At 60.9% G+C, this 25416-nt stretch carries 17 protein-coding genes and 2 tRNA genes; 15 read left to right on the plus strand and 4 right to left on the minus strand.

What is annotated here, in order from left to right; genetic code table 11:
* Nucleotides 1-2 precede the first annotated feature (2 nt).
* The 6 genes from hflX to HBN98_RS17965 all read left to right on the plus strand — a co-directional run bounded on the left by hflX (nucleotide 3) and on the right by HBN98_RS17965 (nucleotide 8367).
* A complete protein-coding gene (gene hflX, locus HBN98_RS17940; RefSeq protein ID WP_064585706.1) occupies nucleotides 3-1304 on the plus strand; it encodes a ribosome rescue GTPase HflX in 1302 nt (433 codons plus the stop codon).
* Between the two features lie 96 nt (nucleotides 1305-1400).
* Nucleotides 1401-2579, plus strand: a complete 1179-nt coding sequence (gene hflK, locus HBN98_RS17945) for an FtsH protease activity modulator HflK (RefSeq protein WP_064585707.1) — start codon at nucleotides 1401-1403, stop codon at nucleotides 2577-2579.
* Nucleotides 2579-3448: a protease modulator HflC gene (gene hflC / locus HBN98_RS17950; RefSeq protein WP_025110148.1), complete on the plus strand. Its 870-nt coding sequence runs from the start codon at nucleotides 2579-2581 to the stop codon at nucleotides 3446-3448. The genes hflK and hflC overlap by 1 nt, the downstream gene beginning before the upstream one ends.
* A 313-nt stretch (nucleotides 3449-3761) precedes the next feature.
* Nucleotides 3762-4949: an ATP phosphoribosyltransferase regulatory subunit gene (locus HBN98_RS17955; protein ID WP_064585708.1), complete on the plus strand. Its 1188-nt coding sequence runs from the start codon at nucleotides 3762-3764 to the stop codon at nucleotides 4947-4949.
* A 54-nt stretch (nucleotides 4950-5003) separates the two neighbouring features.
* Complete coding sequence (locus HBN98_RS17960) at nucleotides 5004-6293, plus strand: adenylosuccinate synthase (RefSeq protein WP_011332187.1); 1290 nt, start codon at nucleotides 5004-5006, stop codon at nucleotides 6291-6293.
* A 139-nt stretch (nucleotides 6294-6432) separates the two neighbouring features.
* Nucleotides 6433-8367, plus strand: a complete 1935-nt coding sequence (locus tag HBN98_RS17965) for a methyl-accepting chemotaxis protein (protein WP_083367174.1) — start codon at nucleotides 6433-6435, stop codon at nucleotides 8365-8367.
* Nucleotides 8368-8453: 86 nt separating this feature from the next.
* On the opposite strand, the gene HBN98_RS17970 is transcribed toward HBN98_RS17965, so the two are convergent.
* The 4 genes from HBN98_RS17970 to HBN98_RS17985 all read right to left on the minus strand — a co-directional run bounded on the left by HBN98_RS17970 (nucleotide 8454) and on the right by HBN98_RS17985 (nucleotide 11711).
* A complete protein-coding gene (locus tag HBN98_RS17970; RefSeq protein ID WP_083367173.1) occupies nucleotides 8454-10019 on the minus strand; it encodes an ABC transporter permease in 1566 nt (521 codons plus the stop codon).
* On the minus strand, nucleotides 10019-11029 hold the full coding sequence (locus tag HBN98_RS17975; RefSeq protein ID WP_064585711.1) for an extracellular solute-binding protein: 1011 nt from the start codon (nucleotides 11027-11029) through the stop codon (nucleotides 10019-10021). Before HBN98_RS17975 ends, HBN98_RS17970 begins: the two co-directional genes overlap by 1 nt.
* Nucleotides 11030-11357: 328 nt before the next feature.
* Nucleotides 11358-11444: transfer RNA gene (locus HBN98_RS17980), tRNA-Leu, on the minus strand.
* A 180-nt stretch (nucleotides 11445-11624) separates the two neighbouring features.
* Nucleotides 11625-11711 (minus strand) — tRNA-Leu (locus tag HBN98_RS17985).
* Between the two features lie 225 nt (nucleotides 11712-11936).
* Between HBN98_RS17985 and rnr the strand changes: the two genes are divergently transcribed.
* From rnr to HBN98_RS18030, 9 genes are all read left to right on the plus strand, one after another.
* Nucleotides 11937-14567, plus strand: a complete 2631-nt coding sequence (rnr, locus tag HBN98_RS17990) for a ribonuclease R (protein WP_083367172.1) — start codon at nucleotides 11937-11939, stop codon at nucleotides 14565-14567.
* Nucleotides 14564-15331 (plus strand): 23S rRNA (guanosine(2251)-2'-O)-methyltransferase RlmB, encoded by a 768-nt coding sequence (gene rlmB, locus HBN98_RS17995; protein WP_064585713.1) that lies wholly within the window; start codon nucleotides 14564-14566, stop codon nucleotides 15329-15331. The genes rnr and rlmB overlap by 4 nt, the downstream gene beginning before the upstream one ends.
* Before the next feature lie 294 nt (nucleotides 15332-15625).
* Nucleotides 15626-16048, plus strand: coding sequence for a 30S ribosomal protein S6 (rpsF, locus tag HBN98_RS18000; RefSeq protein WP_038360383.1), 423 nt, complete (start codon nucleotides 15626-15628; stop codon nucleotides 16046-16048).
* A gap of 28 nt (nucleotides 16049-16076) precedes the next feature.
* Nucleotides 16077-16307 (plus strand): 30S ribosomal protein S18, encoded by a 231-nt coding sequence (gene rpsR, locus HBN98_RS18005; RefSeq protein WP_002551829.1) that lies wholly within the window; start codon nucleotides 16077-16079, stop codon nucleotides 16305-16307.
* A 36-nt stretch (nucleotides 16308-16343) separates the two neighbouring features.
* Nucleotides 16344-17237 carry a hypothetical protein gene (locus HBN98_RS18010; RefSeq protein WP_064585714.1) on the plus strand — a complete coding sequence of 298 codons (894 nt, stop codon included), beginning with the start codon at nucleotides 16344-16346 and terminating at the stop codon, nucleotides 17235-17237.
* 19 nt (nucleotides 17238-17256) lie between these two features.
* Nucleotides 17257-17703 carry a 50S ribosomal protein L9 gene (rplI, locus tag HBN98_RS18015; protein ID WP_003186385.1) on the plus strand — a complete coding sequence of 149 codons (447 nt, stop codon included), beginning with the start codon at nucleotides 17257-17259 and terminating at the stop codon, nucleotides 17701-17703.
* Between the two features lie 120 nt (nucleotides 17704-17823).
* Nucleotides 17824-19221 (plus strand): replicative DNA helicase, encoded by a 1398-nt coding sequence (dnaB, locus tag HBN98_RS18020; protein ID WP_064585715.1) that lies wholly within the window; start codon nucleotides 17824-17826, stop codon nucleotides 19219-19221.
* 192 nt (nucleotides 19222-19413) lie between these two features.
* Nucleotides 19414-21726: a YgiQ family radical SAM protein gene (locus HBN98_RS18025; RefSeq protein ID WP_064585716.1), complete on the plus strand. Its 2313-nt coding sequence runs from the start codon at nucleotides 19414-19416 to the stop codon at nucleotides 21724-21726.
* Nucleotides 21727-22093: 367 nt separating this feature from the next.
* A complete protein-coding gene (locus HBN98_RS18030) occupies nucleotides 22094-25369 on the plus strand; it encodes a transglutaminase family protein (protein ID WP_083367171.1) in 3276 nt (1091 codons plus the stop codon).
* The last annotated feature ends 47 nt before the right edge of the window (nucleotides 25370-25416 follow it).

A 25416-nucleotide genomic window follows, 5' to 3' on the forward strand; every position in this document is an offset into this window, starting at 1 on the left:
CTTTGTTCTTTGAGCGCCACGGTGGTGGTGAGCGAGTCATCCTCGTTCACTTGGATGGTCAGGACCCTGAGGCGCGCGAAGATCCGCAGGAGTTTCAGGAATTGGCTAATTCGGCGGGCGCCGAGACCGTTGCGTTTTTTAACGTACCGCGTCATCGGCCAACCGCCAAATTCCTGATCGGCAGCGGCAAGGTCGAAGAGCTGCGCGACCTGGTCAAGGCTGAAGAAGCCGATCTGGTGATTTTCAATCACATTCTCACGCCCAGTCAGGAACGTAACCTCGAACGTGTTTTCGAGTGTCGCGTGATTGACCGTACCGGTCTGATTCTCGATATTTTCGCCCAGCGCGCGCGTACCCATGAAGGCAAGCTCCAGGTCGAACTGGCCCAGCTTGACCACATGAGCACTCGCCTGGTGCGTGGCTGGACTCACCTTGAGCGTCAGGGTGGCGGCATCGGCATGCGTGGCCCGGGTGAAACCCAGCTCGAAACCGACCGCCGTCTGCTGCGGGTGCGCCTGCGCCAGATCAAGGGCCGTCTGGAAAAAGTACGCAGCCAGCGCGAGCAATCGCGACGCGGCCGTTCCCGTGCGGATATCCCTACCGTTTCCCTGGTGGGCTATACCAACGCCGGCAAGTCCACGCTGTTCAATAACGTGACGAAGTCCGAGGTGTACGCGGCTGACCAGCTGTTCGCCACGCTCGATCCGACCTTGCGCCGTCTGGAGCTGAATGACCTGGGGCCGATTGTTCTCGCGGACACGGTAGGGTTCATTCGCCATTTGCCGCACAAGCTGGTCGAGGCATTTCGGTCTACGCTCGAAGAGTCGAGCAACTCCGACCTGCTGTTGCACGTGATCGATGCGGCCGAACCGGATCGCATGTTGCAGATCGAGCAGGTGATGGTGGTGCTGGGCGAGATCGGGGCTCAGGACTTGCCGATCCTGGAGGTATACAACAAACTCGATTTGCTTGAAGGCGTTGAGCCACAGATCCAGCGCGATGCCGATGGCAAGCCGCAACGGGTCTGGTTGTCGGCGCGTGATGGCACGGGTCTGGAATTGCTTGAACAAGCCATTGCCGAGTTGCTGGGCAGTGATTTGTTCGTGGGGACATTGCGCTTGCCGCAACGGTTCGCTCGACTGCGTGCGCAGTTCTTCGAACTCGGTGCGGTGCAGAAAGAAGAGCACGACGAAGAAGGCATCTGCCTGCTGGCCGTTCGTTTGCCCCGGGTCGAGTTGAATCGACTGGTAAGCCGCGAAGGATTGCAGCCGATGGAATTCATCGAGCAACACACTTTGCAATAAAAGCCTGGCAAAGCGGTTGTGCCGCAACGGCAGGCATTCTGTAGCATTGGTCGGCGCGCCGTGGGTGCGTCTTTGCTTTATCAGATGGAGAGCGCTATGGCTTGGAATGAGCCGGGTGGCAACTCGAATAATCAGGATCCTTGGGGTGGCAAGCGCCGCAATAACGGCGACCGCAAGGGGCCACCGGATCTCGACGAGGCCTTCCGAAAGCTGCAGGAAAGCCTGAACGGGTTGTTCGGTGGTGGTAAGAAACGCGGTGGTGATGACGGCGGTGGTTCGGGCAGGAGTGGTGGCGGCTTCGGCGGTCTGCTCGGCATCGGCCTCGTGGTGCTGGCGGCTGTCTGGCTGTACAGCGCGGTCTATGTGGTCGACGAGCAGGAGCAAGCCGTGGTGCTGCGCTTCGGCAAGTACTACGAGACTGTCGGCCCGGGCCTGAACATCTACTTCCCGCCGATCGATAAAAAGTACATGGAAAACGTCACGCGTGAGCGTGCGTACACCAAGCAGGGCCAAATGCTGACCGAAGACGAGAACATCGTCGAAGTGCCGCTGACCGTGCAGTACAAGATCACCAACCTGCAGGATTTCGTGCTGAACGTCGATCAGCCGGAAATCAGCCTGCAGCATGCGACCGACAGCGCCCTGCGCCACGTGGTGGGTTCCACCGCCATGGACCAGGTGCTGACCGAAGGTCGTGAGTTGATGGCCAGCGAAATCAAGGAGCGTCTGCAACGCTTCCTCGATACCTATCGCACCGGTATCACTGTCACCCAGGTCAACGTACAGAACGCGGCAGCCCCGCGTGAAGTGCAGGAAGCCTTCGACGACGTGATCCGTGCCCGTGAAGACGAGCAGCGTTCGCGCAACCAGGCTGAAACCTACGCCAACGGCGTCGTGCCGGAAGCCCGTGGTCAGGCCCAGCGCATCCTCGAGGATGCCAATGGTTACCGTGACGAAACGATCTCGCGCGCCAAGGGTGAGGCCGACCGCTTCACCAAACTGGTCGCCGAGTATCGCAAGGCACCTGAAGTCACCCGCCAGCGTCTGTACCTGGACACCATGCAGGAAGTCTTCAGCAATACCAGCAAGGTACTCGTGACCGGCAACAAGAACGGCCAGAGCAACCTGCTTTACCTGCCGTTGGACAAGATGATTCAGAACAGCTCGGGTGGCAGCAATGCACCGGTGACCGGTTCGGCCGCTGCCAGCAACAACACGGACGTCGCGCCGCATGTCACTGACCTGCCGCAGACACGCACAAGGGAGACCCGCTGATGAGCAATAAATCGCTGATCGCCCTGATTGTTGGCGTCGTTGTGGTTCTGGTTGGCTGGAACTGCTTCTACATCGTGGCTCAGACCGAGCGTGCGGTGCTGCTGCAGTTCGGTCGTGTGGTTCAGGCTGATGTTCAGCCGGGTCTGCATGTGAAGGTGCCTTACGTTAACCAGGTGCGTAAATTTGACGCACGTCTGATGACGCTGGATGCGCCGACACAACGCTTCCTGACCCTGGAAAAGAAGGCCGTGATGGTCGATGCCTACGCCAAGTGGCGCGTGAAAGATGCCGAGCGCTTCTACACCGCGACTTCCGGCCTCAAGCAGATTGCCGACGAGCGTCTCTCCCGTCGTCTGGAATCGGGCCTGCGTGACCAGTTCGGTAAGCGCACCCTGCACGAAGTGGTGTCGGGTGAGCGAGATGCGCTGATGGCTGACATCACTGCATCGCTGAACTCGATGGCGGAAAAAGAGCTGGGTATCGAAGTGGTCGATGTCCGGGTCAAGGCCATCGATCTGCCGAAAGAAGTGAACCGCAGCGTGTTCGAACGTATGAGCACCGAGCGTGAGCGTGAAGCTCGCGAGCACCGCGCCAAGGGTAACGAGCTGGCTGAAGGCATCCGTGCCGACGCCGATCGTCAGCGCCGCGTACTGCTGGCTGAAGCCTATCGTGAATCCGAAGAGGTTCGCGGTGACGGTGACGCCCAGGCCGCTGCGATCTACTCCAAGGCCTACGGTCAGGATCAGGAGTTCTACGGTTTCTACCGCAGCCTGCGCGCCTACCGTGAAAGCTTCGCGAACAAATCCGACGTCATGGTTCTCGACCCAAGCAGCGACTTCTTCCGTTACCTGGAAAAGTCCAAGCCTTGATACGACGTTGACCTGAATCGCTCCGCCCGGCGGCTAAAACCTCGGGCGGGGTGATCCTTTGGGAAAACGTGTGTATGATGCGGCAGCCGGGAAATTCCCGGCTTTTTTGCGTCTGCACGTTTGATTGCTGTTTTTTGTTGCAGGCATCGGGTTGAATGGCCCGAGCGTTTTTCGAGGAAAGTGATGGGCGAAGCCGGTAACAGGCCTTTCGCCGCGTCGTTCATGCGCGTGCGTTTTGAACGGATCGGTCATTTTCTGCTTCACTCAAGGCTCGCCTGCAGGCTGGCCGCCCGGATCAAAGGGGAATGGCGTAATGGCAACGGTAGACCGCTGGCTGCTGCCAGATGGCATCGAAGAAGTACTGCCACCGGAAGCGGCGCGCATTGAAGTCGCGCGTCGTCAGGTGTTGGATCTGTTCCAGAGCTGGGGTTACGAGTTTGTCGTGACTCCCCATATCGAGTACCTGGAATCCCTGCTGACCGGTGCGGGCCAGGACCTGGATCTGCGTACCTTCAAGGTCATCGACCCGCAATCGGGCCGGCAGATGGGGTTCCGTGCCGACATCACGCCGCAAGTGGCGCGCATCGATGCGCACACCCTGCGTCGTGAAGGTCCGAGCCGCCTGTGCTACGCCGGCAGCGTGCTGCATGCCCAGCCGCGTGCACTGTCTTCCTCGCGCAGCCCGATCCAGCTGGGCGCCGAGTTGTACGGCGATGCCAGCCCGAGCAGTGACGTTGAAGTGATCAGTCTGATGTTGGCCATGCTGCAACTGGCCGATGTGCCGGATGTGCACATGGACCTCGGTCATGTCGGCATCTACCGTGGTCTGGCGCGCGCCGCCGGTCTGTCCGGTGAGGTCGAGCAGCAGTTGTTCGATGCGCTGCAACGCAAGGCCATCGACGAGGTCATTACCTTGACCGAAGGCTTGCCGGCCGATCTGTCCGGCATGCTGCGGGCACTGGTCGACCTGTGTGGCGGACGTGAAGTGCTGGCCGCCGCCCGTGAGCGTCTGGCCAATGCGCCGGCACCGGTGCTGGCCGCGCTGGAAGACTTGCTGGCGATCGCCGAGCGTCTGTCGGTGCGTTTCCCGGATCTGCCGCTGTACTTCGATCTGGGCGAGTTGCGTGGCTATCACTACCACACCGGTGTGGTGTTCGCGGTGTTTGTACCGGGCGTGGGTCAGTCCATCGCTCAGGGCGGTCGTTACGATGACATCGGTGCCGACTTCGGTCGTGCCCGTCCGGCGACCGGCTTCTCTACCGATTTGAAAACCCTGGTGACCCTGGGGCGTGCTGAGATCGAGCTACCGTCTGGCGGTATCTGGATGCCTGACAGTACGGATGCGGCACTCTGGCAGCAGGTTTGCCAGTTGCGCAGTGAGGGTCAGCGTGTCGTTCAGGCGTTGCCTGGACAACCTTTGGCCGCCGCCCGTGAAGCGGACTGCGACCGGCAATTGATTCAGCAGAACGGGCTTTGGCAAGTATCGCCACTGGCTTCTTGAGTTTTCCTGCCGGCCAACGCCGGCACCAAGTTTGCGCGAATGAGGACAAGTGTTATGGGTAAGAATGTCGTAGTCCTGGGCACCCAATGGGGTGATGAGGGCAAAGGCAAGATCGTTGATCTGCTGACCGAACATGCTGCCGCCGTAGTGCGCTACCAAGGTGGCCACAACGCTGGCCACACCCTGGTGATCGACGGCGAAAAAACCGTCTTGCACCTGATCCCGTCGGGCGTGCTGCGCGAAGGCGTGCAGTGCCTGATCGGCAACGGCGTGGTGGTTGCACCTGACGCCCTGCTGCGCGAGATCACCAAGCTGGAAGAGAAAGGCGTACCGGTGCGCGAGCGCCTGCGTATCAGCCCGTCCTGCCCGCTGATCCTGTCCTTCCACGTGGCGCTGGACCAGGCCCGTGAAAAGGCCCGTGGCGAGCTGAAGATCGGTACCACCGGTCGCGGCATCGGCCCGGCGTACGAAGACAAGGTTGCTCGTCGCGGTCTGCGCGTTGGCGACCTGCTCAACATGCCGCGCTTCGAAGACAAGCTGCGTGAACTGGTGGATTACCACAACTTCATGCTGGTCGGTTACTACAAAGAGCCGGCCATCGAGTTCGAAAAAACCCTGGCCGAGTGCAAGGAATACGCTGAGCTGCTCAAGCCGCTGATGCTGGACGTGACGGCTGAGCTGCACGACCTGCGTCGCGCCGGTAAAGACATCATGTTCGAAGGCGCCCAGGGTTCGTTGCTCGACATCGACCACGGTACCTACCCGTACGTGACCAGCTCCAACACCACCGCCGGTGGCGTGGCGACCGGTTCGGGCGTTGGCCCGATGTTCCTGGACTACATCCTGGGCATCACCAAGGCTTACACCACTCGCGTCGGTTCGGGTCCGTTCCCGACTGAGCTGTTCGACGAAGTGGGTGCGCACCTGGCCAAGCAAGGTCACGAGTTCGGCGCTACCACCGGCCGTGCCCGTCGTTGCGGCTGGTTCGACGCCGTTATCCTGCGTCGCGCTATCGATGTGAACAGCATCTCGGGCATCTGCCTGACCAAGCTGGACGTACTCGACGGCCTGGAAACCATCAACATCTGCACCGGCTACAAAGACGCGCAAGGCAACGCCGTTGCGCCGACCGACGCTGACAGCTACGTAGGCCTGCAGCCTGTGTACGAAGAAGTGCCGGGCTGGAGCGAATCAACCGTGGGCGCCAAGACCCTGGAAGAGCTGCCGGCTAACGCTCGTGCTTACATCAAGCGCGTTGAAGAATTGATCGGCGCGCCGATCGACATTATTTCGACGGGCCCGGATCGCAACGAAACCATCGTTCTGCGTCATCCGTTTGCTTGATAAGTCGTTGATGTAAAAAACAAAGGCCCCTTAATCGGGGCCTTTGTCGTTTATGCCGGTTGGACGGCATGACCTTTGCTGTAAATCTGTCTACAAGAGTGCCAGCAAATTAATGGCGTCAGAAGTAGAGGGATTCACAGTGTCGGCCGTTCTCTCACTGTTACAAAGCCGTTTGTTGCGGCCCGTGTTCGTTACCCTTGGTATCGCCCTTTTGGTGCAAGTGCTGGTGGCCGTCGCCCTCACACGAAGCACGGTCACGGCGCTGGAAGCCGACCTTGGCGTTCGCCTGGGCGCTGACAGCCAGAAGCTCTCGGGCGAGCTGGAGCAGGCCGGGCGTGAAGTCACGTCGAGTCTTGATAATCTGTCCTCAAGTACCCGCCAGCGTTTGACCGCCGGCCTGTCTTCTCGTCTGAAGGACGAACAGGCGCAACTGCGTACGACCCTGGAAAAAGACTTGAAGGATTCGGCCAATGACATGGCCCAGTTGCTCGCCTCGGTGGCTCCGCGCGCCATGTGGGACAGCGACGTGCCGACCCTTTCCGAATTCGCCCGCCGGGCCCAGCGCAATCCCAATGTGTTGTTCGTGGTCTACGACGACGCCACCGGCCAGCATCTGACCCGCTACCTCAACCGCGAAAACCCGATCAACAAGGCCCTGCTGGAAAAAGGCCAGGGTGAGCGCGCGCTGGACAAGGTGCTGGACGCAGCGAAAAACGATCCGTCGGTCTACTACCTTGAAGCCTCGATCAACCCCAACGGCGTGGAAATCGGCAAGGTGCTGATGGGCGTCTCGACGGCCTCGGTGGAAACCGATCTGGCCGCCCTCGACCAGCGCTTCTCGGCGCTGATCGCCAGCGGCGATCAACTGGTCGGCGATAGCCTCAAGGGCGCCGCCGCTGACAGCGCTGCCGCCATGCAGGCGCGCTTGCAGTCGGCGCAATCCACCGCTGCCGAGATGAAAGCCAATACCACCAGCACCGTGCAGGACGCCGCCGCGACCTTGCGCTGGCGCATCGGCCTGGGCCTGGCGCTGGTCGGCTGTGGCGTGCTGTTGTTGCTGGCGGTGGTGCTCGGGCATCGGGTGGTCAATCGTCTGAAGATGCTCAACGCGGCAATGGACGATCTGGCGGCGGGCGAGGGCGACCTGACCAAGCGTGTGCAGATCAACAGCAAAGACGAGATCGGCGACATGGCGTCGGCGGTCAATCGCTTTGTGGATAAGTTGCAGCCGATCGTGCGCGAGGCGGGCGACGTGGCCCAGCGTACCGGCGTGGAAATCGGTGCCATGACCTTGCGCAATGCCGGTGCCGATGCGGCAGCCGGGATGCAGCGTGATGAAGTGGCGGAAAGCCTGCGGGCGCTGTCGCAGATGGCTGACGAGGCGCAATCGGAAAGCCATGCGATGCAGGCGGCGTTGAAGCAGGTGGTGGATATTCGCCAGGCCACTGACGAAAACACCCGCACTTCAGCCAAGGTCGGCAGCCTGATCGAGGCGTTGGCCGGGCAGGTCGACACCGGGGCAAAAGTCATTGAGCGACTGGCGCAGCAGAGCGAACAGATTGAAGTGGTGCTGACGGTGATCCACGGGATCGCCGAGCAGACCAACCTGCTGGCGCTCAACGCGGCCATCGAAGCAGCACGGGCCGGCGAGACCGGGCGTGGTTTTGCGGTGGTGGCGGACGAAGTGCGTGCGCTGGCCAGCAAGACGCAAAGCTCGACTGGCGACATTCAGGCGCACATCGTCGCCTTGCAGCAAGGTGCGCGTGAGGCGGTAGAAGCGATCGGTCAGGCCGGGCGTCAGGCCAGCGAAGGCCTGCTGGTGTTGCGCGACAGTGCGCGGCTGCAGCAGTCGGTTCAGGCCTCGGTCGAGCAGGTGCACGCGGCGATCGGGCTAGCGACGCAGGCAGCGGCGCATCAGGCGCAGGGCGCGCAAGCGGTGCGCGGGCGGGTGGAAACGATTCATGCCCAGGCCGAGAAAGCAGCGCAGGCGGTGGTGGAGACCACGGCGAGTGGCAAGGTACTGGATGGCCTGGCGGCGCAGTTGAAGGCGAGTCTGGGGCAGTTCAGGGCTTAAATCAAAAGATCGCAGACTGCGACAGCTCCTGCAGGAAACGCAAATTCCCCTGTAGGAGCTGCCGCAGGCTGCGATCTTTTAATGTTTCAGCGGCTCAGATACATCCGCGTCGTCAGCAGATACACCGGCAACCCCGAGACCAAAATCAACAACGCCGCATAAGGCGCTGCCGCCGCAAACTCGACATTCGCCGTGTGTGCCCAGACCTCGGTCGCCAGCGTGTTGAGCCCGGTCGGGCTGAGCAACAGCGTCGCCGTCAATTCCTTCATCGCATCCAGAAACACCAGCGCAAACGCCGCGCCCAATGCCGGGAAGATGATCGGCAGGGTCACCCGGCAAAATGCCGTGAACGAAGATGCGCCCAGCGTACGCGCAGCCTCTTCCAGTTGCGGTGCGGCCTTGTTCAATGCTGTACGGATCGGCGCCTGCGCCAGTGGCAAAAACAGGAGCGCATAGGCAATCAGCAGCAACGCCGACGTCTGATACAGCGCCGGCACGTAATGCAGGGCGAAATACACCAGCGTCAGCGCAATCACCAGACCCGGCAGCGCGTGCAGCAGATACGGCAGGCGCTCGGCCCAGATCGCCAGTTGGCCTTTGTAACGCACCACCAGCAGCCCGACCGGCACTGCCAGCAGCAGGCACAACGCTGCGCCACCCAGCGACAACGCCAACGACGACAGCAGCGCTTGCGTGATCGCTGCGACCGGGAAGGCTGCCGACGAACCGACCGCCAGCCAATACGCGAGCATGCCCAGCGGAATCCCGCTGCCGACAATCGCCAGCAGCAGACAATACAGCTGACCGACGATGGCCCATGGCCCGAGACGCACCTGTTCGGCCTGACGCGCCGCGCCTTGGCCTGTGCGCACATGCCGGCCCTTGCCGCGTACGCGCAACTCCAGCCACAGCAGTGCCAGACATAATGCGAGCAATACCGCGGAGAGCATCGCCGCGTTGGCGTTGCTGAACTCCAGTTCGAATTGCTGATAGATCGCCGTGGTAAAGGTTTGCAGGCCGATGATCGACAGAGCGCCGAACTCCACCAGCATGTGCAGGGCAATCAGCAGCGAGCCGGCCAGCAGCGACGGCCAGAGCAGCGGCAGGGTGACGCGGAAAAACACACCCCAGCGATTCTGCCCCAGGGTGCGGGCTGACTCTTCAAGGGATGGATCGAGGTTGCGCAGGGTGGCCGCGACCGGCAGGAAGATCAGCGGGTATTTCGACAGGCTCATCACCAGGATCGCTCCGCCGAGGCCTTCAAACTGTGCGCTTAATGAGACCCAGGTGAAGCTGCTGACAAACGCCGGCACGGCGAATGGCAGACACAAGATCACGCCCCACAGGCGCCGCCCCGGCAGATTGCTGCGCTCCAGCAACCACGCCAGTGTCAGGCCGATTACGCCGCAGGTGAGCGTCACACCGACCATCAGCGCCAAAGTGTTGCGCAGCAGGCCGAACACGTAAGGGCGCCACAGCAAGTGCAGCGCCTCGGCCCAGCCGGCCTGCCAGGCCTTCAGGCCGACGTAGGCCAGCGGCAACAGGCTCAGCACCACCAGTAATAAAACCGGCAGTACCAGCCAGATCGATGGCCGCTTGCGCCGTGGCACGAAACCCCCGCGCGCGGTGGGGGCGGATAGCGATGTAGCCATCAGTTCAGGCCAACTTCACGTTCCAGTTCCAGGGCTTCTTCGGCGTTGCCCAGGTCGGCCGGGGTGACATTCGGCGCTTGCAGCTCGCTGAATGGCTTGAGGCCGCGATCCGACTCCATGCCTTTGTGCAGCGGGTATTCGGCGGTGGTCTGAGTGATCACGCGCTGACCTTCTTCGCTGGCCATGTAGGCCAGGAATTGCTGGGCTTCTTTCGGGTGTTTGCTGGATTTCAGGACTGCCGCGCTGGACACGGTGATCAGCCCGCCGACGTCGCCGCCGGTGAAGTAATGCAGTTTCGAGTCGAGTTTGCCTTTCTCGCGCTGCAGCGCGAACCAGTAGTAGTTGTTCACCAGCACGGTGGCGACTTCACCGTTTTCCACGGCTTTGAGCGCGACCATGTTGTTGCTGTAGGTCTTGCCGAAGGCGCGCAGGCCGGTCAGCCATTCTTCGGCGGCGTCGCGACCGTGCAGCTTGATGATTGCTACGGCCTGTTCCTGGAACGCGCCGCTGGTTGGCACGAAACCGACCTTGCCTTGCCATTTCGGATCGGAGAAGCCGAGTACCGATTTCGGCAGATCCTTTTCGTCGATCAGCTTCGGGTTATAGGCAACCACGCGAACCCGCGCGGTGACGCCGATCCAGGTGCCGTTGCCGGCGACATATTCTTTCGGCAGCACGGCCAGCGTGGCGTCATCGGTTTTGGCCAGCAGACCCTGTTCGCCAAGATTGTTCAGCGGTGGGGATTCTTCGGTGTAGATCACATCGGCGGGGGAGCGGTCGCCTTCTTCGATGACCTGGCTGGCGAGCTGGTTGCTGCTGCCTTTGCGCACATTGACGTGAATCCCGGTCTTGGCCTCGAAGGCTTTGGCGATCGCATCGCCGACTTCCTTGTGTTGACCGTTGTAGAGCGTCAGGGAAACCGCGTCGGCTGCCTGGGTGAGGGGAGTGGCGAGTGCCAGGCCGAGCAGGGTGAAGGTCAAGCCGCGGCGCAGGGTATTTCGAAACATCATTCGCAGGGTTCCTCACTGTCGCATTGCAAAAACTTGCAACAATGATAAACGATATTGTTTCTCAAGTGCGCCTTGCGATGGAGAGGCGAGTTTGCTAGATGGCTGGAAAAACCATTGTGGCGAGGGAGCTTGCTCCCGCTCGGCTGCACAGCAGTCGTTAGATTTGTGAGAGAGGATTAATTGAATGAAAGCGCGGGCTACTTCGCACCCCATCGGGAGCAAGCTCCCTCGCCACAAAAAGGTTTGGTGGTTTTCCAAAGGGCAGAAACGCAAAAACCCGCTTTCGCGGGTTTTTGGGAAACTCAAGGTCGTAACCTTGAATTTGAATTGGTGCCCAGAAGAAGACTCGAACTTCCACGACCGTAAGGTCACCAGCACCTGAAGCTGGCGTGTCTACCAATTTCACCATCTGGGCATTCATCGCAAGCGTTGCCGCTGTTGATGTGGCGCACTATACGGAGCGCTTTTTGATCTGTAAACCCCTGATTTAATTTTAATTAATCGGTTTTAACAAATCCGTTCCTTAGAATGCAAAAAACCCGCTTTCGCGGGTTTTGTGTGAGTCTTGAAACTGATCTAGTCTCAAACTCGAAATTGGTGCCCAGGAGAAGACTCGAACTTCCACGACCGTAAGGTCACCAGCACCTGAAGCTGGCGTGTCTACCAATTTCACCACCTGGGCATCTCGTCAACGTGTGTACGTCGTCGATGGCGCGCACTATACGGAGCGCCTTTTTAACTGTAAACCCCTGCCAGCAAAAAAAATGATTTTTTTTACCGGCGGTGTTCAAAAGGGTGTTCAGGCGTCGATACAAGGCTTTAGAACAGCCTTATGGAGTGGGAAATTTCCCGTTTGATGGCGCCTATGCCAAACTAACCCGTATATAGACAAGGTGAAAACTCTCTAATGGCCGATTGGCAGTCCCTCGATCCCGAGGCCGCTCGTGAAGCGGAAAAATATGATAACCCTATTCCCAGCCGCGAACTGATCCTTCAGCACCTTGCTGATCGGGGTTCGCCCGCTGCCCGCGAGCAACTGGTCGAAGAGTTTGGTCTGACCACAGAAGACCAGATCGAAGCCCTGCGCCGCCGCTTGCGCGCCATGGAGCGCGATGCTCAATTGATCTACACCCGCCGTGGCACCTATGCGCCGGTGGACAAGCTCGACCTGATCCTCGGCCGCATCAGCGGTCACCGTGACGGTTTCGGCTTCCTGGTGCCGGACGATGGCAGCGATGACCTGTTCATGAGCCCGGCGCAAATGCGTCTGGTGTTCGACGGTGACCGTGCCCTGGCCCGTGTTTCCGGTCTCGACCGTCGCGGTCGCCGCGAAGGCGTGATCGTCGAAGTGGTGTCCCGAGCTCACGAGAGCATCGTCGGTCGTTACTTCGAAGAAGGCGGCATCGGTTTCGTCGTTGCCGACAACCCGAAGATCCAGCAGGAAGTGCTGGTCACCCCGGGCCGCAACGCCAACGCCCAGATCGGTCAGTTCGTCGAGGTGAAAATCACCCACTGGCCGACTCCGCGCTTCCAGCCACAAGGTGATGTGATCGAAGTCGTCGGCAACTACATGGCGCCGGGAATGGAAATCGATGTCGCGCTGCGTACCTACGATATCCCTCACGTCTGGCCTGAAGCGGTGCTCAAAGAAGCCGCCAAGCTCAAGCCTGAAGTCGAAGACAAAGACAAAGAGAAGCGCGTCGACCTGCGCCATCTGCCGTTCGTCACCATCGACGGCGAAGATGCCCGCGACTTCGACGACGCGGTCTACTGCGAAGCCAAACCGGGCAAGCTGCGCCTGTTCTCCGGCGGCTGGAAGTTGTACGTGGCGATTGCCGACGTTTCCAGCTACGTGAAGATCGGCTCGGCGCTGGACAACGAGGCCCAGGTGCGTGGCAACTCGGTGTACTTCCCCGAGCGCGTGGTGCCGATGCTGCCTGAGCAGCTGTCCAACGGCCTGTGCTCGCTGAACCCGCACGTCGATCGTCTGGCCATGGTTTGCGAGATGACCATCTCCAAGTCCGGCGAAATGACCGACTACTGCTTCTATGAAGCGGTGATCCACTCCCATGCCCGTTTGACCTACAACAAGGTCAGCGCGATGCTGGAAACGCCGAAGGTCGCCGAAGCACGCAAATTGCGTGGCGAGTACACCGACGTCGTGCCGCATCTCAAGCAGCTTTATTCGCTGTACAAAGTGCTGCTGGCCGCTCGTCACGTGCGTGGCGCGATCGATTTCGAAACGCAGGAAACCCGGATCATCTTCGGTTCCGAGCGCAAGATTGCCGAAATCCGCCCGACCGTCCGTAACGACGCGCACAAGCTGATCGAGGAATGCATGCTGGCGGCCAACGTGGCCACTGCCGAGTTCCTCAAGAAGCACGAAATCCCTGCGTTGTATCGCGTTCACGCGGGGCCGCCGCCGGAGCGTCTGGAAAAACTGCGCGCCTTCCTTGGCGAGCTCGGCCTGTCCCTGCACAAAGGCAAGGACGGTCCGTCGCCGAAGGATTATCAGGCCCTGCTGGCGAGCATCAAGGATCGTCCGGACTTCCATCTGATCCAGACCGTGATGCTGCGTTCGTTGAGTCAGGCGGTGTACAGCGCTGAAAACGATGGCCACTTCGGTCTGAACTACGAAGCCTATACCCACTTCACCTCGCCGATCCGGCGTTACCCGGACCTGCTCACACACCGCGCCATCCGCAGTGTGATCCATTCGAAACAGGACACTCCGCACGTTCGCCGTGCCGGGGCGATGACCATTCCGAAGGCGCGTATCTATCCGTACGACGAAGCGGCGCTGGAGCAGCTCGGCGAGCAGTGCTCGATGAGCGAACGCCGTGCCGACGAAGCAACCCGCGACGTGGTGAACTGGCTCAAATGCGAGTTCATGAAGGATCGCGTGGGCGAATCGTTCCCGGGCGTGATCACCGCTGTGACCGGTTTCGGTCTGTTCGTCGAGCTGACCGACATTTACGTCGAAGGTCTGGTGCACGTCACCGCGCTGCCGGGCGACTACTACCACTTCGATCCTGTGCATCACCGTCTGGCGGGCGAGCGCACCGGTCGCAGCTTCCGTCTCGGCGACACCGTTGAAGTGCGGGTCATGCGCGTCGATCTCGACGAACGCAAGATCGACTTCGAGATGGCAGAAAAAACCATCAGCGCGCCGATTGGTCGCAAGAAGCGTGGCGCCAACACCGCAGCACCGGCGGCCAAGGTTGTGGAAGACAAGGCTCCGGCAAAAACCGCCAGCCGTCGTCCGGCCAAGGAAAAAGCGCCCGAGGCCTATCGCCCGAGCGATGCCGTGGCGAAAAACGCCGAGCTGCGCAAAAGCCGTGAATTGAAGAAGGCCTTGCTGGCCGAAGCCAAAAGCGGTGGTAAAGCGGCGTCTGGGGGAAAGACCGGACGGTCGGCGCCTGATAAGGCCGCCGGCGGCAAGCCAGCCAAACCGAGCAAACACCGTAAAGGCCCGCCAAAGGCGGGTTCGGCTCCAGCCAAAAGTGGCGGGGCGCGTAAACCGAAGGCGAAGTCATGAGTCAGTTGGAAAAAATCTACGGCGTTCACGCGGTAGAAGCGTTGCTGCGTCACCACCCGAAACGCGTCAAGCAGATCTGGCTGGCTGAAAGCCGCAACGATCCGCGCGTGCAGACCCTGATCGAACTGGCCAACGAAAATCGTGTGCAGGTCGGTCAGGCCGAGCGCCGCGAAATGGACGCCTGGGTTGAAGGCGTGCACCAGGGCGTGGTTGCGGACGTAAGTCCGAGCCAGGTCTGGGGCGAGGCGATGCTCGACGAACTGCTCGATCGCACCGAAGGCGCACCGCTGTTGCTGGTACTCGATGGCGTGACAGATCCGCACAACCTTGGCGCCTGCCTGCGTTCGGCCGATGCGGCCGGCGCGCTGGCGGTGATCGTGCCCAAGGACAAGTCGGCAACCCTGACGCCGGTGGTGCGTAAAGTCGCCTGCGGCGCGGCGGAAGTGATTCCGCTGGTGGCGGTGACCAACCTGGCGCGCACCCTGGAAAAACTTCAGCAGCGCGGTCTGTGGGTTGTCGGTACGGCGGGTGAGGCCGAGGTCAGCATTTATGACCAGGACCTGACCGGCCCGACCATCCTGATCATGGGCGCCGAAGGCAAAGGCATGCGTCGCCTGACGCGCGAGCACTGCGACTATCTGGTGAACCTGCCGATGGCCGGTAGCGTCAGCAGCCTCAACGTGTCCGTGGCGACCGGTGTGTGCCTGTTCGAAGCGCAGCGCCAGCGCGGTGCAAAAGCCAAGGCTGCTGCTGCCAAGAAATAAGCCTTTGCAGAAACTGTAGGAGCTGCCGAGTGAAACGAGGCTGCGATCTTTTGATCCTGTTTTGAAAAAATCAAAGGCAAAAGATCGCAGCCTTCGGCAGCGGCTACAGTTGTCTGTCGGTGATTGTTCAAATAATCACCAATTGCCTTGCGCCTCCTCTGTCCCTTCTCTACAATTGCGCCCCTTGCTGTGACGGCAGGCACGCATGTGCCCCGCGCCAGCAAGTCCATAAGTGTCATTCACTCCTTGTCTGACCGTTTTTGAGCGGCAGGCTACAACCCGTAAGGAGCATTCATGCGTCATTACGAAATCATCTTTCTGGTCCACCCTGACCAGAGCGAGCAAGTCGGCGGCATGGTTGAGCGTTACACCAAGCTGATCGAAGAAGACGGCGGCAAAATCCACCGTCTGGAAGATTGGGGCCGTCGTCAACTGGCCTACGCAATCAACAATGTTCACAAGGCTCACTACGTGATGCTGAACGTTGAGTGCACTGGCAAGGCCCTGGCCGAGCTGGAAGACAACTTCCGCTACAACGATGCTGTGATCCGTAACCTGGTCATCCGTCGCGACGAAGCCGTTACCGGCCAGTCCGAGATGCTCAAGGCTGAAGAAAACCGCAGTGAGCGCCGTGAGCGTCGCGACCGTCCTGAGCACGAAGGCGCTGATAGCGCTGATAGTGATGACAGCGACAACAGCGATAACGCTGACGAGTAATCCACGGACCTTTTAAGGAGCCTATCAAATGGCACGTTTCTTCCGTCGTCGTAAATTCTGCCGCTTCACCGCTGAAGACGTGAAAGAGATCGATTACAAAGATCTCAACACTCTGAAAGCCTACGTATCCGAGACCGGCAAAATCGTTCCAAGCCGCATCACCGGTACCAAAGCTCGTTATCAGCGTCAGCTGGCCACCGCTATCAAGCGCGCCCGCTTCCTGGCCCTGCTGGCCTACACCGACAGCCACGGCCGCTGAGACCGGGCAGTCGACAAGTAGCAAAGGATTGAATGCATGCGTGCCTTAGCTGAGTTCATCATGCGAGGCCGTATGCAGGCCACTCTCGTGGTGGCCGGATGTGCAACATTGCCGTTGTTGTATTGGTTGGGCGCTGCCGCCGGGAGCCTTGTGCTGCTGCGGCGCGGACTGACGGACGCCCTGGGTGTTCTGTCTCTGGGGCTGCTGCCAGCATTGATCTGGTGGCTGTATGCCGATGATCCACGGGCACTTCTGGTGCTGCTGGGATCTTCGGGGCTTGCGTTGGTTTTGCGCGCAAGCGAGTCCTGGGTTCGCACGCTGCTGGTCAGCGTAGTGATTGGAGTGGTGTTTTCAGTGGTGCTCGGGGCGGCGTTTGCAGCCCAGATCGAGATGCTCGCGCAGGCCTTGATAAAGGTCATGCCGGCGCTTCTTGGTGATACCTACAAGCAATTGTCGGTGGATGAGCAAGCGCGATTCGCGTCCCTGATTGCACCGGTCCTGACCGGACTGATTGCGGCGTTGTTGCAGATCGTCAGCGTGCTGAGCCTGATTGTCGGGCGGCATTGGCAGGCGTTGTTGTACAACCCGGGTGGTTTTGGTCGCGAGTTTCGCGCCATCCGGATCCCGCTGGGGCCGGCGATGTTGCTGCTGGCGTTGATGCTTCTGGGCCCGAATCTCGGTGCACAGATGGCCATGTTGACGCCGTTGTGCAGTGTACCGCTGGTGTTCGCCGGACTCGCCCTGATTCACGGGCTGGTCGGGCAGAAGCGACTGGCCGGTTTCTGGCTGGTGGGGTTGTACGTCACGCTGTTGTTGTTCATGCAGCTGATCTATCCGTTGCTCGTGGTTCTGGCCATTGTCGACAGCCTGATTGATTTTCGCGGTCGTCACGTGTCGAAAGACACCGATAACGCGAACGGTGAAGGTTAAAAGTTAAGAGGATTTCCACATGCAACTGATCCTTCTGGAAAAAATCGCCAACCTGGGCAACCTGGGCGACAAAGTAAACGTTAAGGCCGGTTACGGTCGTAACTACCTGCTGCCTTTCGGCAAAGCTACCGCTGCGACCGCTGCCAACCTGGCTGCGTTCGAAGAGCGTCGCGCTGAGCTGGAAAAAGCCGCCGCAGACCGTAAAGCATCGGCTGAAAGCCGTGCTGCCCAACTGGCCGAGCTGGAAGTGACCATCACTGCCACCGCTGGCGACGAAGGCAAGCTGTTCGGTTCGATCGGTACTCACGACATCGCTGACGCACTGACCGCTTCCGGCGTTGAAGTTGCGAAAAGCGAAGTTCGTCTGCCGAACGGCACCATCCGCAACGTGGGTGAATTCGACGTGGCTGTGCACCTGCACGCCGAAGTTGAAGCCACCGTACGCGTTGTCGTGGTAGCAGCTTAAGCAACACTTGTCGGCTGGCACCCTCGGGTGCTTGCCGGTAACATCGGGCACGATCCTGTTTACAGGTCGTGCCCTTTGTCTTTCTGGTACTCCCGTTTTCAACCCTGACTCCAAGTGGCCATGAACGAAATCTCCGCTCCCGAGCAATACGATCTGCAAACCGCCGCGCTGAAAGTGCCGCCGCATTCCATCGAGGCCGAACAGGCTGTACTCGGTGGTCTGATGCTGGACAACAACGCCTGGGAACGCGTGCTCGATCAAGTCTCCGACGGCGATTTCTACCGGCATGACCACCGTTTGATCTTCCGTGCGATCGCCAAACTGGCCGATCAGAACATGCCGATCGACGTCGTGACCCTTGCCGAGCAATTGGACAAGGAAGGTCAGACGTCCCAGGTTGGTGGCCTCGGTTACCTCGGCGAGCTGGCGAAAAACACGCCATCTGTCGCCAACATCAAGGCCTATGCGCAGATCGTTCGCCAGCGGGCGACGTTGCGCCAGTTGATCGGCATCAGCACCGAAATCGCCGACGCCGCGTTCAACCCTGAAGGCCGTACCGCCGAAGAGATCCTTGACGAGGCCGAACGGCAGATCTTTCAGATCGCCGAGGCGCGGCCGAAGACTGGCGGCCCGGTGGGCGTCAACGAACTGTTGACCAAGGCCATCGACCGCATCGACACCCTGTTCAACACCGCCGACGCGATCACTGGCCTGTCCACCGGTTACACCGACCTCGACGAGAAGACCAGCGGCCTGCAGCCGTCCGACCTGATCATCGTCGCCGGCCGTCCGTCGATGGGTAAGACCACCTTCGCGATGAACCTGGTGGAAAACGCCGTACTGCGCAGCGACAAGGCGGTGCTGGTGTACTCCCTCGAGATGCCAGGCGAATCGCTGATCATGCGTATGCTGTCGTCCCTGGGTCGGATCGACCAGACCAAGGTGCGTTCCGGCCAACTGGAAGACGACGATTGGCCACGCCTGACCTCGGCGGTCAATCTGCTCAACGACCGCAAGCTGTTCATTGATGACACCGCCGGCATCAGCCCGTCGGAAATGCGTGCGCGCACCCGGCGTCTGGTGCGCGAGCACGGCGACGTCGGCCTGATCATGATCGACTACCTGCAGTTGATGCAGATCCCGGGCTCCAGCGGTGACAACCGGACTAACGAGATTTCCGAGATTTCGCGATCCCTCAAAGCCCTGGCCAAGGAATTCAACTGCCCGGTAGTGGCGTTGTCGCAGCTCAACCGTTCCCTGGAACAACGTCCCAACAAGCGTCCGGTGAACTCCGACTTGCGGGAATCCGGAGCGATCGAGCAGGACGCCGACGTCATCATGTTCGTGTACCGGGACGAGGTGTATCACCCGGAAACCGAGCACAAAGGCATCGCCGAAATCATTATCGGCAAGCAGCGGAACGGCCCGATCGGCTTTATTCGCCTGGCCTTTATCGGCAAATACACCCGCTTCGAAAACCTTGCGCCGGGCAGTTACAACTTCGACGACGACGAATAACGTCGAGCACTTGTGGCGAGGGAGCTTGCTCCCGCTGGATTGCGCAGCAGCCCCCAAAATTCGACTGCTGCGCAGCCGATCCCCTCGCCACAGGTAAAGCACAATTTCCGACCACAGCCGTCGGAATTGGTCAAAATTTGTGCTATATTCCGCGCCCGCGAAATTCAATGAAAGCCAACACCGGTTATCGACATGCAAGCAGCCAAGCCGTTATTTGACTATCCAAAGTACTGGGCCGAATGCTTCGGGCCAGCGCCATTCCTGCCCATGAGCAGGGAGGAGATGGATCAGCTCGGCTGGGATTCCTGCGACATCATCATCGTCACCGGTGATGCCTACGTCGATCACCCGTCGTTCGGCATGGCGATCATCGGCCGGCTGCTGGAGTCCCAGGGCTTCCGCGTCGGGATCATTGCCCAGCCGAACTGGCAGTCCAAAGACGACTTCATGAAGCTCGGCGAGCCGAACCTGTTCTTCGGCGTCGCGGCCGGCAACATGGACTCGATGATCAACCGCTACACCGCGGACAAGAAAATCCGTTCCGACGACGCCTATACCCCGGGTGGCATGGCCGGCAAACGTCCGGATCGCGCGAGCCTGGTCTACAGCCAGCGCTGCAAGGAAGCATACAAGCATGTGCCGATCGTACTTGGCGGCATCGAAGCCTCGCTGCGTCGCATCGCGCACTACGACTACTGGCAGGATCGCGTGCGCAACTCGATCCTGATCGACGCCAGCGCCGACATCCTGCTGTACGGCAACGCCGAGCGCGCCATTGTCGAAGTGGCCCAGCGTCTGTCCTACGGGCACAAGATCGAAGACATCACCGACGTGCGCGGCACCGCGTTCATCCGTCGTGACACGCCGCAAGGCTGGTACGAAGTTGACTCCACGCGCATCGACCGTCCGGGCAAGATCGACAAGATCATCAACCCGTACGTCAACACCCAGGACACTCAGGCCTGCGCCATCGAGCAAGAAAAGGGCCCGGTGGATGATCCCGAAGAAGCCAAGGTCGTACAGATCCTGGCCAGCCCGAGGATGACTCGCGACAAGACCGTGATCCGCCTGCCGTCGATGGAAAAGGTGCGTAACGATCCGGTCCTGTACGCCCATGCCAACCGCGTGCTGCACCTGGAAACCAACCCGGGCAACGCCCGCGCGCTGGTGCAGAAGCACGGCGAGATCGACGTGTGGTTCAACCCGCCACCGATTCCGATGACCACTGAAGAAATGGACTACGTGTTCGGCATGCCTTACGCACGAGTTCCGCACCCGGCGTACGGCAAGGAGAAGATCCCGGCCTACGACATGATCCGTTTCTCGGTGAACATCATGCGTGGCTGCTTCGGCGGCTGCACCTTCTGCTCGATCACCGAGCACGAAGGCCGGATCATCCAGAACCGTTCCGAAGAGTCGATCATTCGCGAAATCGAAGAGATCCGCGACAAGGTTCCAGGCTTCACCGGCGTCATTTCCGACCTCGGCGGCCCGACCGCGAACATGTACCGCATTGCCTGCAAGAGCCCGGAAATCGAATCCGCGTGCCGCAAGCCGTCGTGCGTGTTCCCGGGTATCTGCCCGAACCTGAACACCGACCACTCGTCGCTGATTCAGCTGTACCGCAGCGCCCGTGCCTTGCCGGGCGTGAAGAAGATTCTGATCGCCTCCGGCCTGCGTTACGACCTTGCGGTCGAGTCGCCGGAGTACGTGAAGGAGCTGGTGACCCACCACGTCGGTGGCTACCTGAAGATCGCCCCGGAACACACCGAGGAAGGTCCGCTCAACCAGATGATGAAACCGGGTATCGGGACTTACGACCGCTTCAAGCGCATGTTCGAGAAGTACACCAAGGAAGCCGGCAAAGAGCAGTACCTGATTCCGTACTTTATCGCCGCGCATCCGGGCACCACCGACGAAGACATGATGAACCTGGCGCTGTGGCTCAAGGGCAACGGTTTCCGTGCCGACCAGGTGCAGGCGTTCTACCCGTCGCCGATGGCCACCGCCACCGCGATGTACCACTCGGGCAAGAACCCGCTGCGCAAGGTGACCTACAAGAGCGACGGCGTGACCATCGTCAAGAGCGAGGAGCAGCGTCGTCTGCACAAGGCGTTCTTGCGTTATCACGATCCGAAAGGCTGGCCGATGCTGCGTGAAGCGCTGACCCGCATGGGCCGCGCCGACCTGATCGGTCCGGGCAAGAACCAACTGATCCCGCTGCACCAGCCGGCCACCGACAGCTACCAGAGCGCCCGTCGCAAGAACTCGACGCCGGCCGGCAGCCACAAGGTCGCGAAAGAAGGCAAAGAGAAGACCACCAAGATCCTCACCCAGCACACCGGCCTGCCGCCGCGTGCCAGCGACGGTGGCAATCCTTGGGACAAGCGTGAACAGGCCAAGGCGGCGGCATTCGCCCGCAACCAGCAGGCGGCCAAGGAGCGCAAGGAAGCGGCCAAGGGCAAGGGGCCGAAGCCGGCTCGCAAGCCGGTGGTGCCACGCTAAGGAGCGTTTAGCTCAACAGAACGCCAACCTTCGGATTGGCGTTTTGCATTTCAAAATCGCTGAAATTCATGTGGCGAGGGAGCTTGCTCCCGCTCGGCGGCGAAGCCGTCGTAAAGTCGGCTCCCTCGCTCCTCCTGAAACATCCGGTTGGTGATTTCAGGACCGCTTCGCGCCCCAGCGGGAGCAAGCTCCCTCGCCATACAAGAATTCCTTCGCCACATTTAGGCGCAACTTCCTCAATTCATTTCCCCGCAACGCCCGATTTTGGTGCTGTACTGCCCTGAGCATTCGGGGAAAGCGCCCAAGCCTCTGCATGGCATAAGTCTTGCGCGCTTTCGAATACGCTTAGGCTCGCAGGAGGCACGCCGTGTCGATTCATGTCGCATTGCATCACGTCACGCATTATCGCTACGACCGCGCTGTCGAACTCGGCCCGCAGATCGTTCGCCTGCGCCCGGCCGCCCACAGCCGCACGCGGATACTCTCGTATGCGCTGAAGGTCTCGCCCGAGCAGCATTTCATCAACTGGCAGCAGGATCCCCAAGGCAACTACCTTGCGCGGCTGGTGTTCCCCGAGAAGACCGACGAGTTGCGCATCGAGGTCGATCTGCTGGCCGAGATGGCCGTGTTCAACCCGTTCGACTTCTTCCTTGAGCCCTACGCCGAAAAAATCCCCTTCGCCTACGCCGCCGATGAGCGCAAGGAGCTGGCGCCGTACCTCGAAACCCTGCCGCTGACGCCGGCCTTCAAAGCTTATCTGGACGCCATCGACCGCACGCCGCTGCCAGCGGTGGATTTTCTGGTGATGCTCAACCAGCGTCTCAGCGAAGACATTCGCTACCTGATCCGCATGGAGCCGGGCGTGCAAACCCCGGAGCACACCCTCGAGCACGCGTGTGGTTCCTGCCGCGACTCGGCATGGCTGCTGGTGCAGCTGCTGCGCAACCTCGGGCTGGCCGCGCGGTTTGTTTCCGGTTACCTGATTCAACTCACTGCCGACGTGAAAAGCCTCGACGGCCCGTCCGGCACTGACGTCGATTTCACCGACCTGCATGCCTGGTGCGAGGTGTACTTGCCCGGCGCAGGCTGGATCGGCCTGGACGCCACCTCCGGCTTGTTCGCCGGTGAAGGGCATATCCCGCTGGCCTGCAGCCCCGATCCATCCTCGGCAGCGCCGATCAGTGGCCTGGTCGAACCGTGCGAGTGCCAGTTCAGCCACGAAATGTCGGTGGAACGGATCTGGGAAGCGCCACGGGTCACCAAGCCCTACACCGACGAGCAGTGGCTGGCGATTCAAGCGCTGGGCCGGCAGATCGACGCCGATCTGCTGAAAGACGATGTGCGCCTGACCATGGGCGGCGAGCCGACCTTCGTCTCCATCGACGACCCGGACGGCGCCGAGTGGAACACGGCGGCGCTGGGCCCGGACAAGCGCCGGCTGTCTGCCGAACTGTTCCAGCGCATGCGCAAACACTACGCGCCGAAGGGCCTGGTGCATTTCGGTCAGGGCAAGTGGTACCCGGGCGAGCAGTTGCCGCGCTGGTCGCTCAACTGCTATTGGCGTCGCGACGGCGTGCCGATCTGGCACAACAACGCGTTGATCGCCGACGAACAACAGGATTACGGCGCCGACGGTGCACTGGCCGGGCGCTTTCTGGCGAGTGTCGCCGAGCGGCTGAAAGTGCCTGCGCGCTTTGTGTTTCCGGCCTACGAGGACAATTTCTACTACCTCTGGCGTGAGGGGGCGCTGCCGAGCAACGTCAGCGCCGAAGACTCCCGGCTGGAGGAGCCGCTGGAGCGCGCGCGTCTGCGCAAAGTCTTCAGTCAGGGCCTGGATAAAATGATTGGTCAGGTGCTGCCGCTGGCGCGCACCGCCAAGGGCGATCAGTGGCAGAGCGGGCGCTGGTATCTGCGCGATGAGCATTGCCGGCTGGTGCCCGGGGATTCGCCGCTGGGCTATCGCTTGCCGCTCGGTTCGCAGCCGTGGGTGAAGGCCGCCGAGTATCCGTTCATTCATCCCAACGATCCGAATCAGGAGTTCCCGCCGCTGCCGGACGCGACGCAGCTCAACAGCCATGGCCAGTCAGCATCTGCCGACGAACGCCCACCGAAAATCGACGAGTCCGCCGACTGGCTGACCCGCACCGCGTTCTGCGCCGAGGCGCGCGAGGGGCGTCTGTATCTGTTCATGCCACCGCTGGAGCGGGTCGAGGATTATCTGGAACTGGTGGCCGCCATCGAAGCCACCGCCGAAGAACTGCATTGCCCGGTGCTGCTGGAAGGTTATGAACCGCCCAGTGATCCGCGCCTGAGCAACTTCCGCATCACCCCGGATCCGGGCGTGATCGAGGTCAACGTGCAGCCATCGGCGACTTGGGATGAATTGGTCGAACGCACTGAGTTTCTCTATGAAGAGGCGCGGCAAACCCGCCTGACCACGGAAAAATTCATGATCGACGGGCGCCACACTGGCACCGGCGGCGGCAACCATTTCGTCCTCGGCGGCGCGACTCCGGCGGATTCGCCGTTCCTGCGCCGCCCGGATCTGTTGCGCAGCCTGATCAGCTACTGGCACAACCACCCGTCGTTGTCCTATCTGTTTTCCGGCTTGTTCATCGGCCCGACCTCGCAGGCGCCACGGGTCGACGAAGCGCGCAACGACGCCTTGTACGAACTGGAAATCGCTTTCGCGCAGATGCCGGACGCGGGCGAAGAATGCCCGCCGTGGCTGGTGGATCGACTGCTGCGCAATCTGCTGATCGACGTCACCGGTAACACTCACCGCGCCGAATTCTGCATCGACAAACTGTATTCGCCGGACGGCCCCACCGGGCGCCTCGGTCTGCTCGAGCTGCGCGCCTTTGAAATGCCGCCCCACGCGCGCATGAGTCTGGCCCAGCAGCTGTTGCTGCGCGCACTGGTTGCGCGATTCTGGCGCGAGCCGTATGCGCCGCCGAAACTGGCGCGCTGGGGGACTGAACTGCACGACCGCTTCATGCTGCCGCATTTCATCGAGCAGGACTTCGCCGACGTCATCGTCGAACTCAACAATGCCGGTTATCCAGTGCGCGCCGAGTGGTTCGCCGCGCATCTGGAATTCCGCTTTCCCAAGGTCGGCGATTACGCGGTCAACGGCATCGAGCTGGAACTGCGTCAGGCGCTGGAGCCTTGGCATGTGTTGGGCGAGGAGGGTACGGCGGGTGGCACGGTGCGTTATGTCGATTCGTCGCTGGAACGGCTGCAGATCAAGCTCAGTGGGCTGCCGCCGCAGCGTTATCTGCTGACGTGCAACGGCATTCCGGTGCCGCTGCAGCCGACCGGGCGCATCGGCGAGTTTGTGGCCGGCGTGCGCTTTCGGGCCTGGCAACCGGCCAACTGCCTGCAACCGACCATCCCGGTGCACGCGCCGCTGGTGTTTGACCTGCTCGACACCTGGATGCAGCGCTCCCTGGGCGGCTGTCAGTACCACGTGGCGCACCCGGGCGGGCGCAACTACGAGACGTTGCCGGTCAATGCCAACGAAGCGGAGAGCCGGCGCATGGCGCGGTTTTTCCGCATCGGACACACGCCGGGGAAACTTCCGATACCTGACCTGACAATCTCCGACGAGCTGCCGATGACACTCGATTTGCGACGTTTCTAAGTCCTGCACGACATGCGGATTTTTCGTATATCCGCACGTCATGTGCC

Origin of the sequence: Pseudomonas koreensis, from assembly GCF_012986595.1 — a bacterium.
Lineage (GTDB): Bacteria > Pseudomonadota > Gammaproteobacteria > Pseudomonadales > Pseudomonadaceae > Aquipseudomonas > Aquipseudomonas koreensis.

Excerpts from the sequence above, each read along its gene's own strand:
- rpsF (WP_038360383.1), top strand. The coding sequence starts at position 15,626 with ATGCGTCATTACGAAATCATCTTTCTGGTCCACCCTGACCAGAGCGAG.
- HBN98_RS17970 (WP_083367173.1), bottom strand. The coding sequence starts at position 10,019 with ATGGCTACATCGCTATCCGCCCCCACCGCGCGCGGGGGTTTCGTGCCA.
- HBN98_RS17955 (WP_064585708.1), top strand. The coding sequence starts at position 3,762 with ATGGCAACGGTAGACCGCTGGCTGCTGCCAGATGGCATCGAAGAAGTA.
- rnr (WP_083367172.1), top strand. The coding sequence starts at position 11,937 with ATGGCCGATTGGCAGTCCCTCGATCCCGAGGCCGCTCGTGAAGCGGAA.
- HBN98_RS18025 (WP_064585716.1), top strand. The coding sequence starts at position 19,414 with ATGCAAGCAGCCAAGCCGTTATTTGACTATCCAAAGTACTGGGCCGAA.
- rplI (WP_003186385.1), top strand. The coding sequence starts at position 17,257 with ATGCAACTGATCCTTCTGGAAAAAATCGCCAACCTGGGCAACCTGGGC.
- HBN98_RS17975 (WP_064585711.1), bottom strand. The coding sequence starts at position 11,029 with ATGATGTTTCGAAATACCCTGCGCCGCGGCTTGACCTTCACCCTGCTC.
- rlmB (WP_064585713.1), top strand. The coding sequence starts at position 14,564 with ATGAGTCAGTTGGAAAAAATCTACGGCGTTCACGCGGTAGAAGCGTTG.
- rpsR (WP_002551829.1), top strand. The coding sequence starts at position 16,077 with ATGGCACGTTTCTTCCGTCGTCGTAAATTCTGCCGCTTCACCGCTGAA.
- hflK (WP_064585707.1), top strand. The coding sequence starts at position 1,401 with ATGGCTTGGAATGAGCCGGGTGGCAACTCGAATAATCAGGATCCTTGG.
- HBN98_RS17960 (WP_011332187.1), top strand. The coding sequence starts at position 5,004 with ATGGGTAAGAATGTCGTAGTCCTGGGCACCCAATGGGGTGATGAGGGC.
- HBN98_RS18010 (WP_064585714.1), top strand. The coding sequence starts at position 16,344 with ATGCGTGCCTTAGCTGAGTTCATCATGCGAGGCCGTATGCAGGCCACT.
- hflC (WP_025110148.1), top strand. The coding sequence starts at position 2,579 with ATGAGCAATAAATCGCTGATCGCCCTGATTGTTGGCGTCGTTGTGGTT.
- dnaB (WP_064585715.1), top strand. The coding sequence starts at position 17,824 with ATGAACGAAATCTCCGCTCCCGAGCAATACGATCTGCAAACCGCCGCG.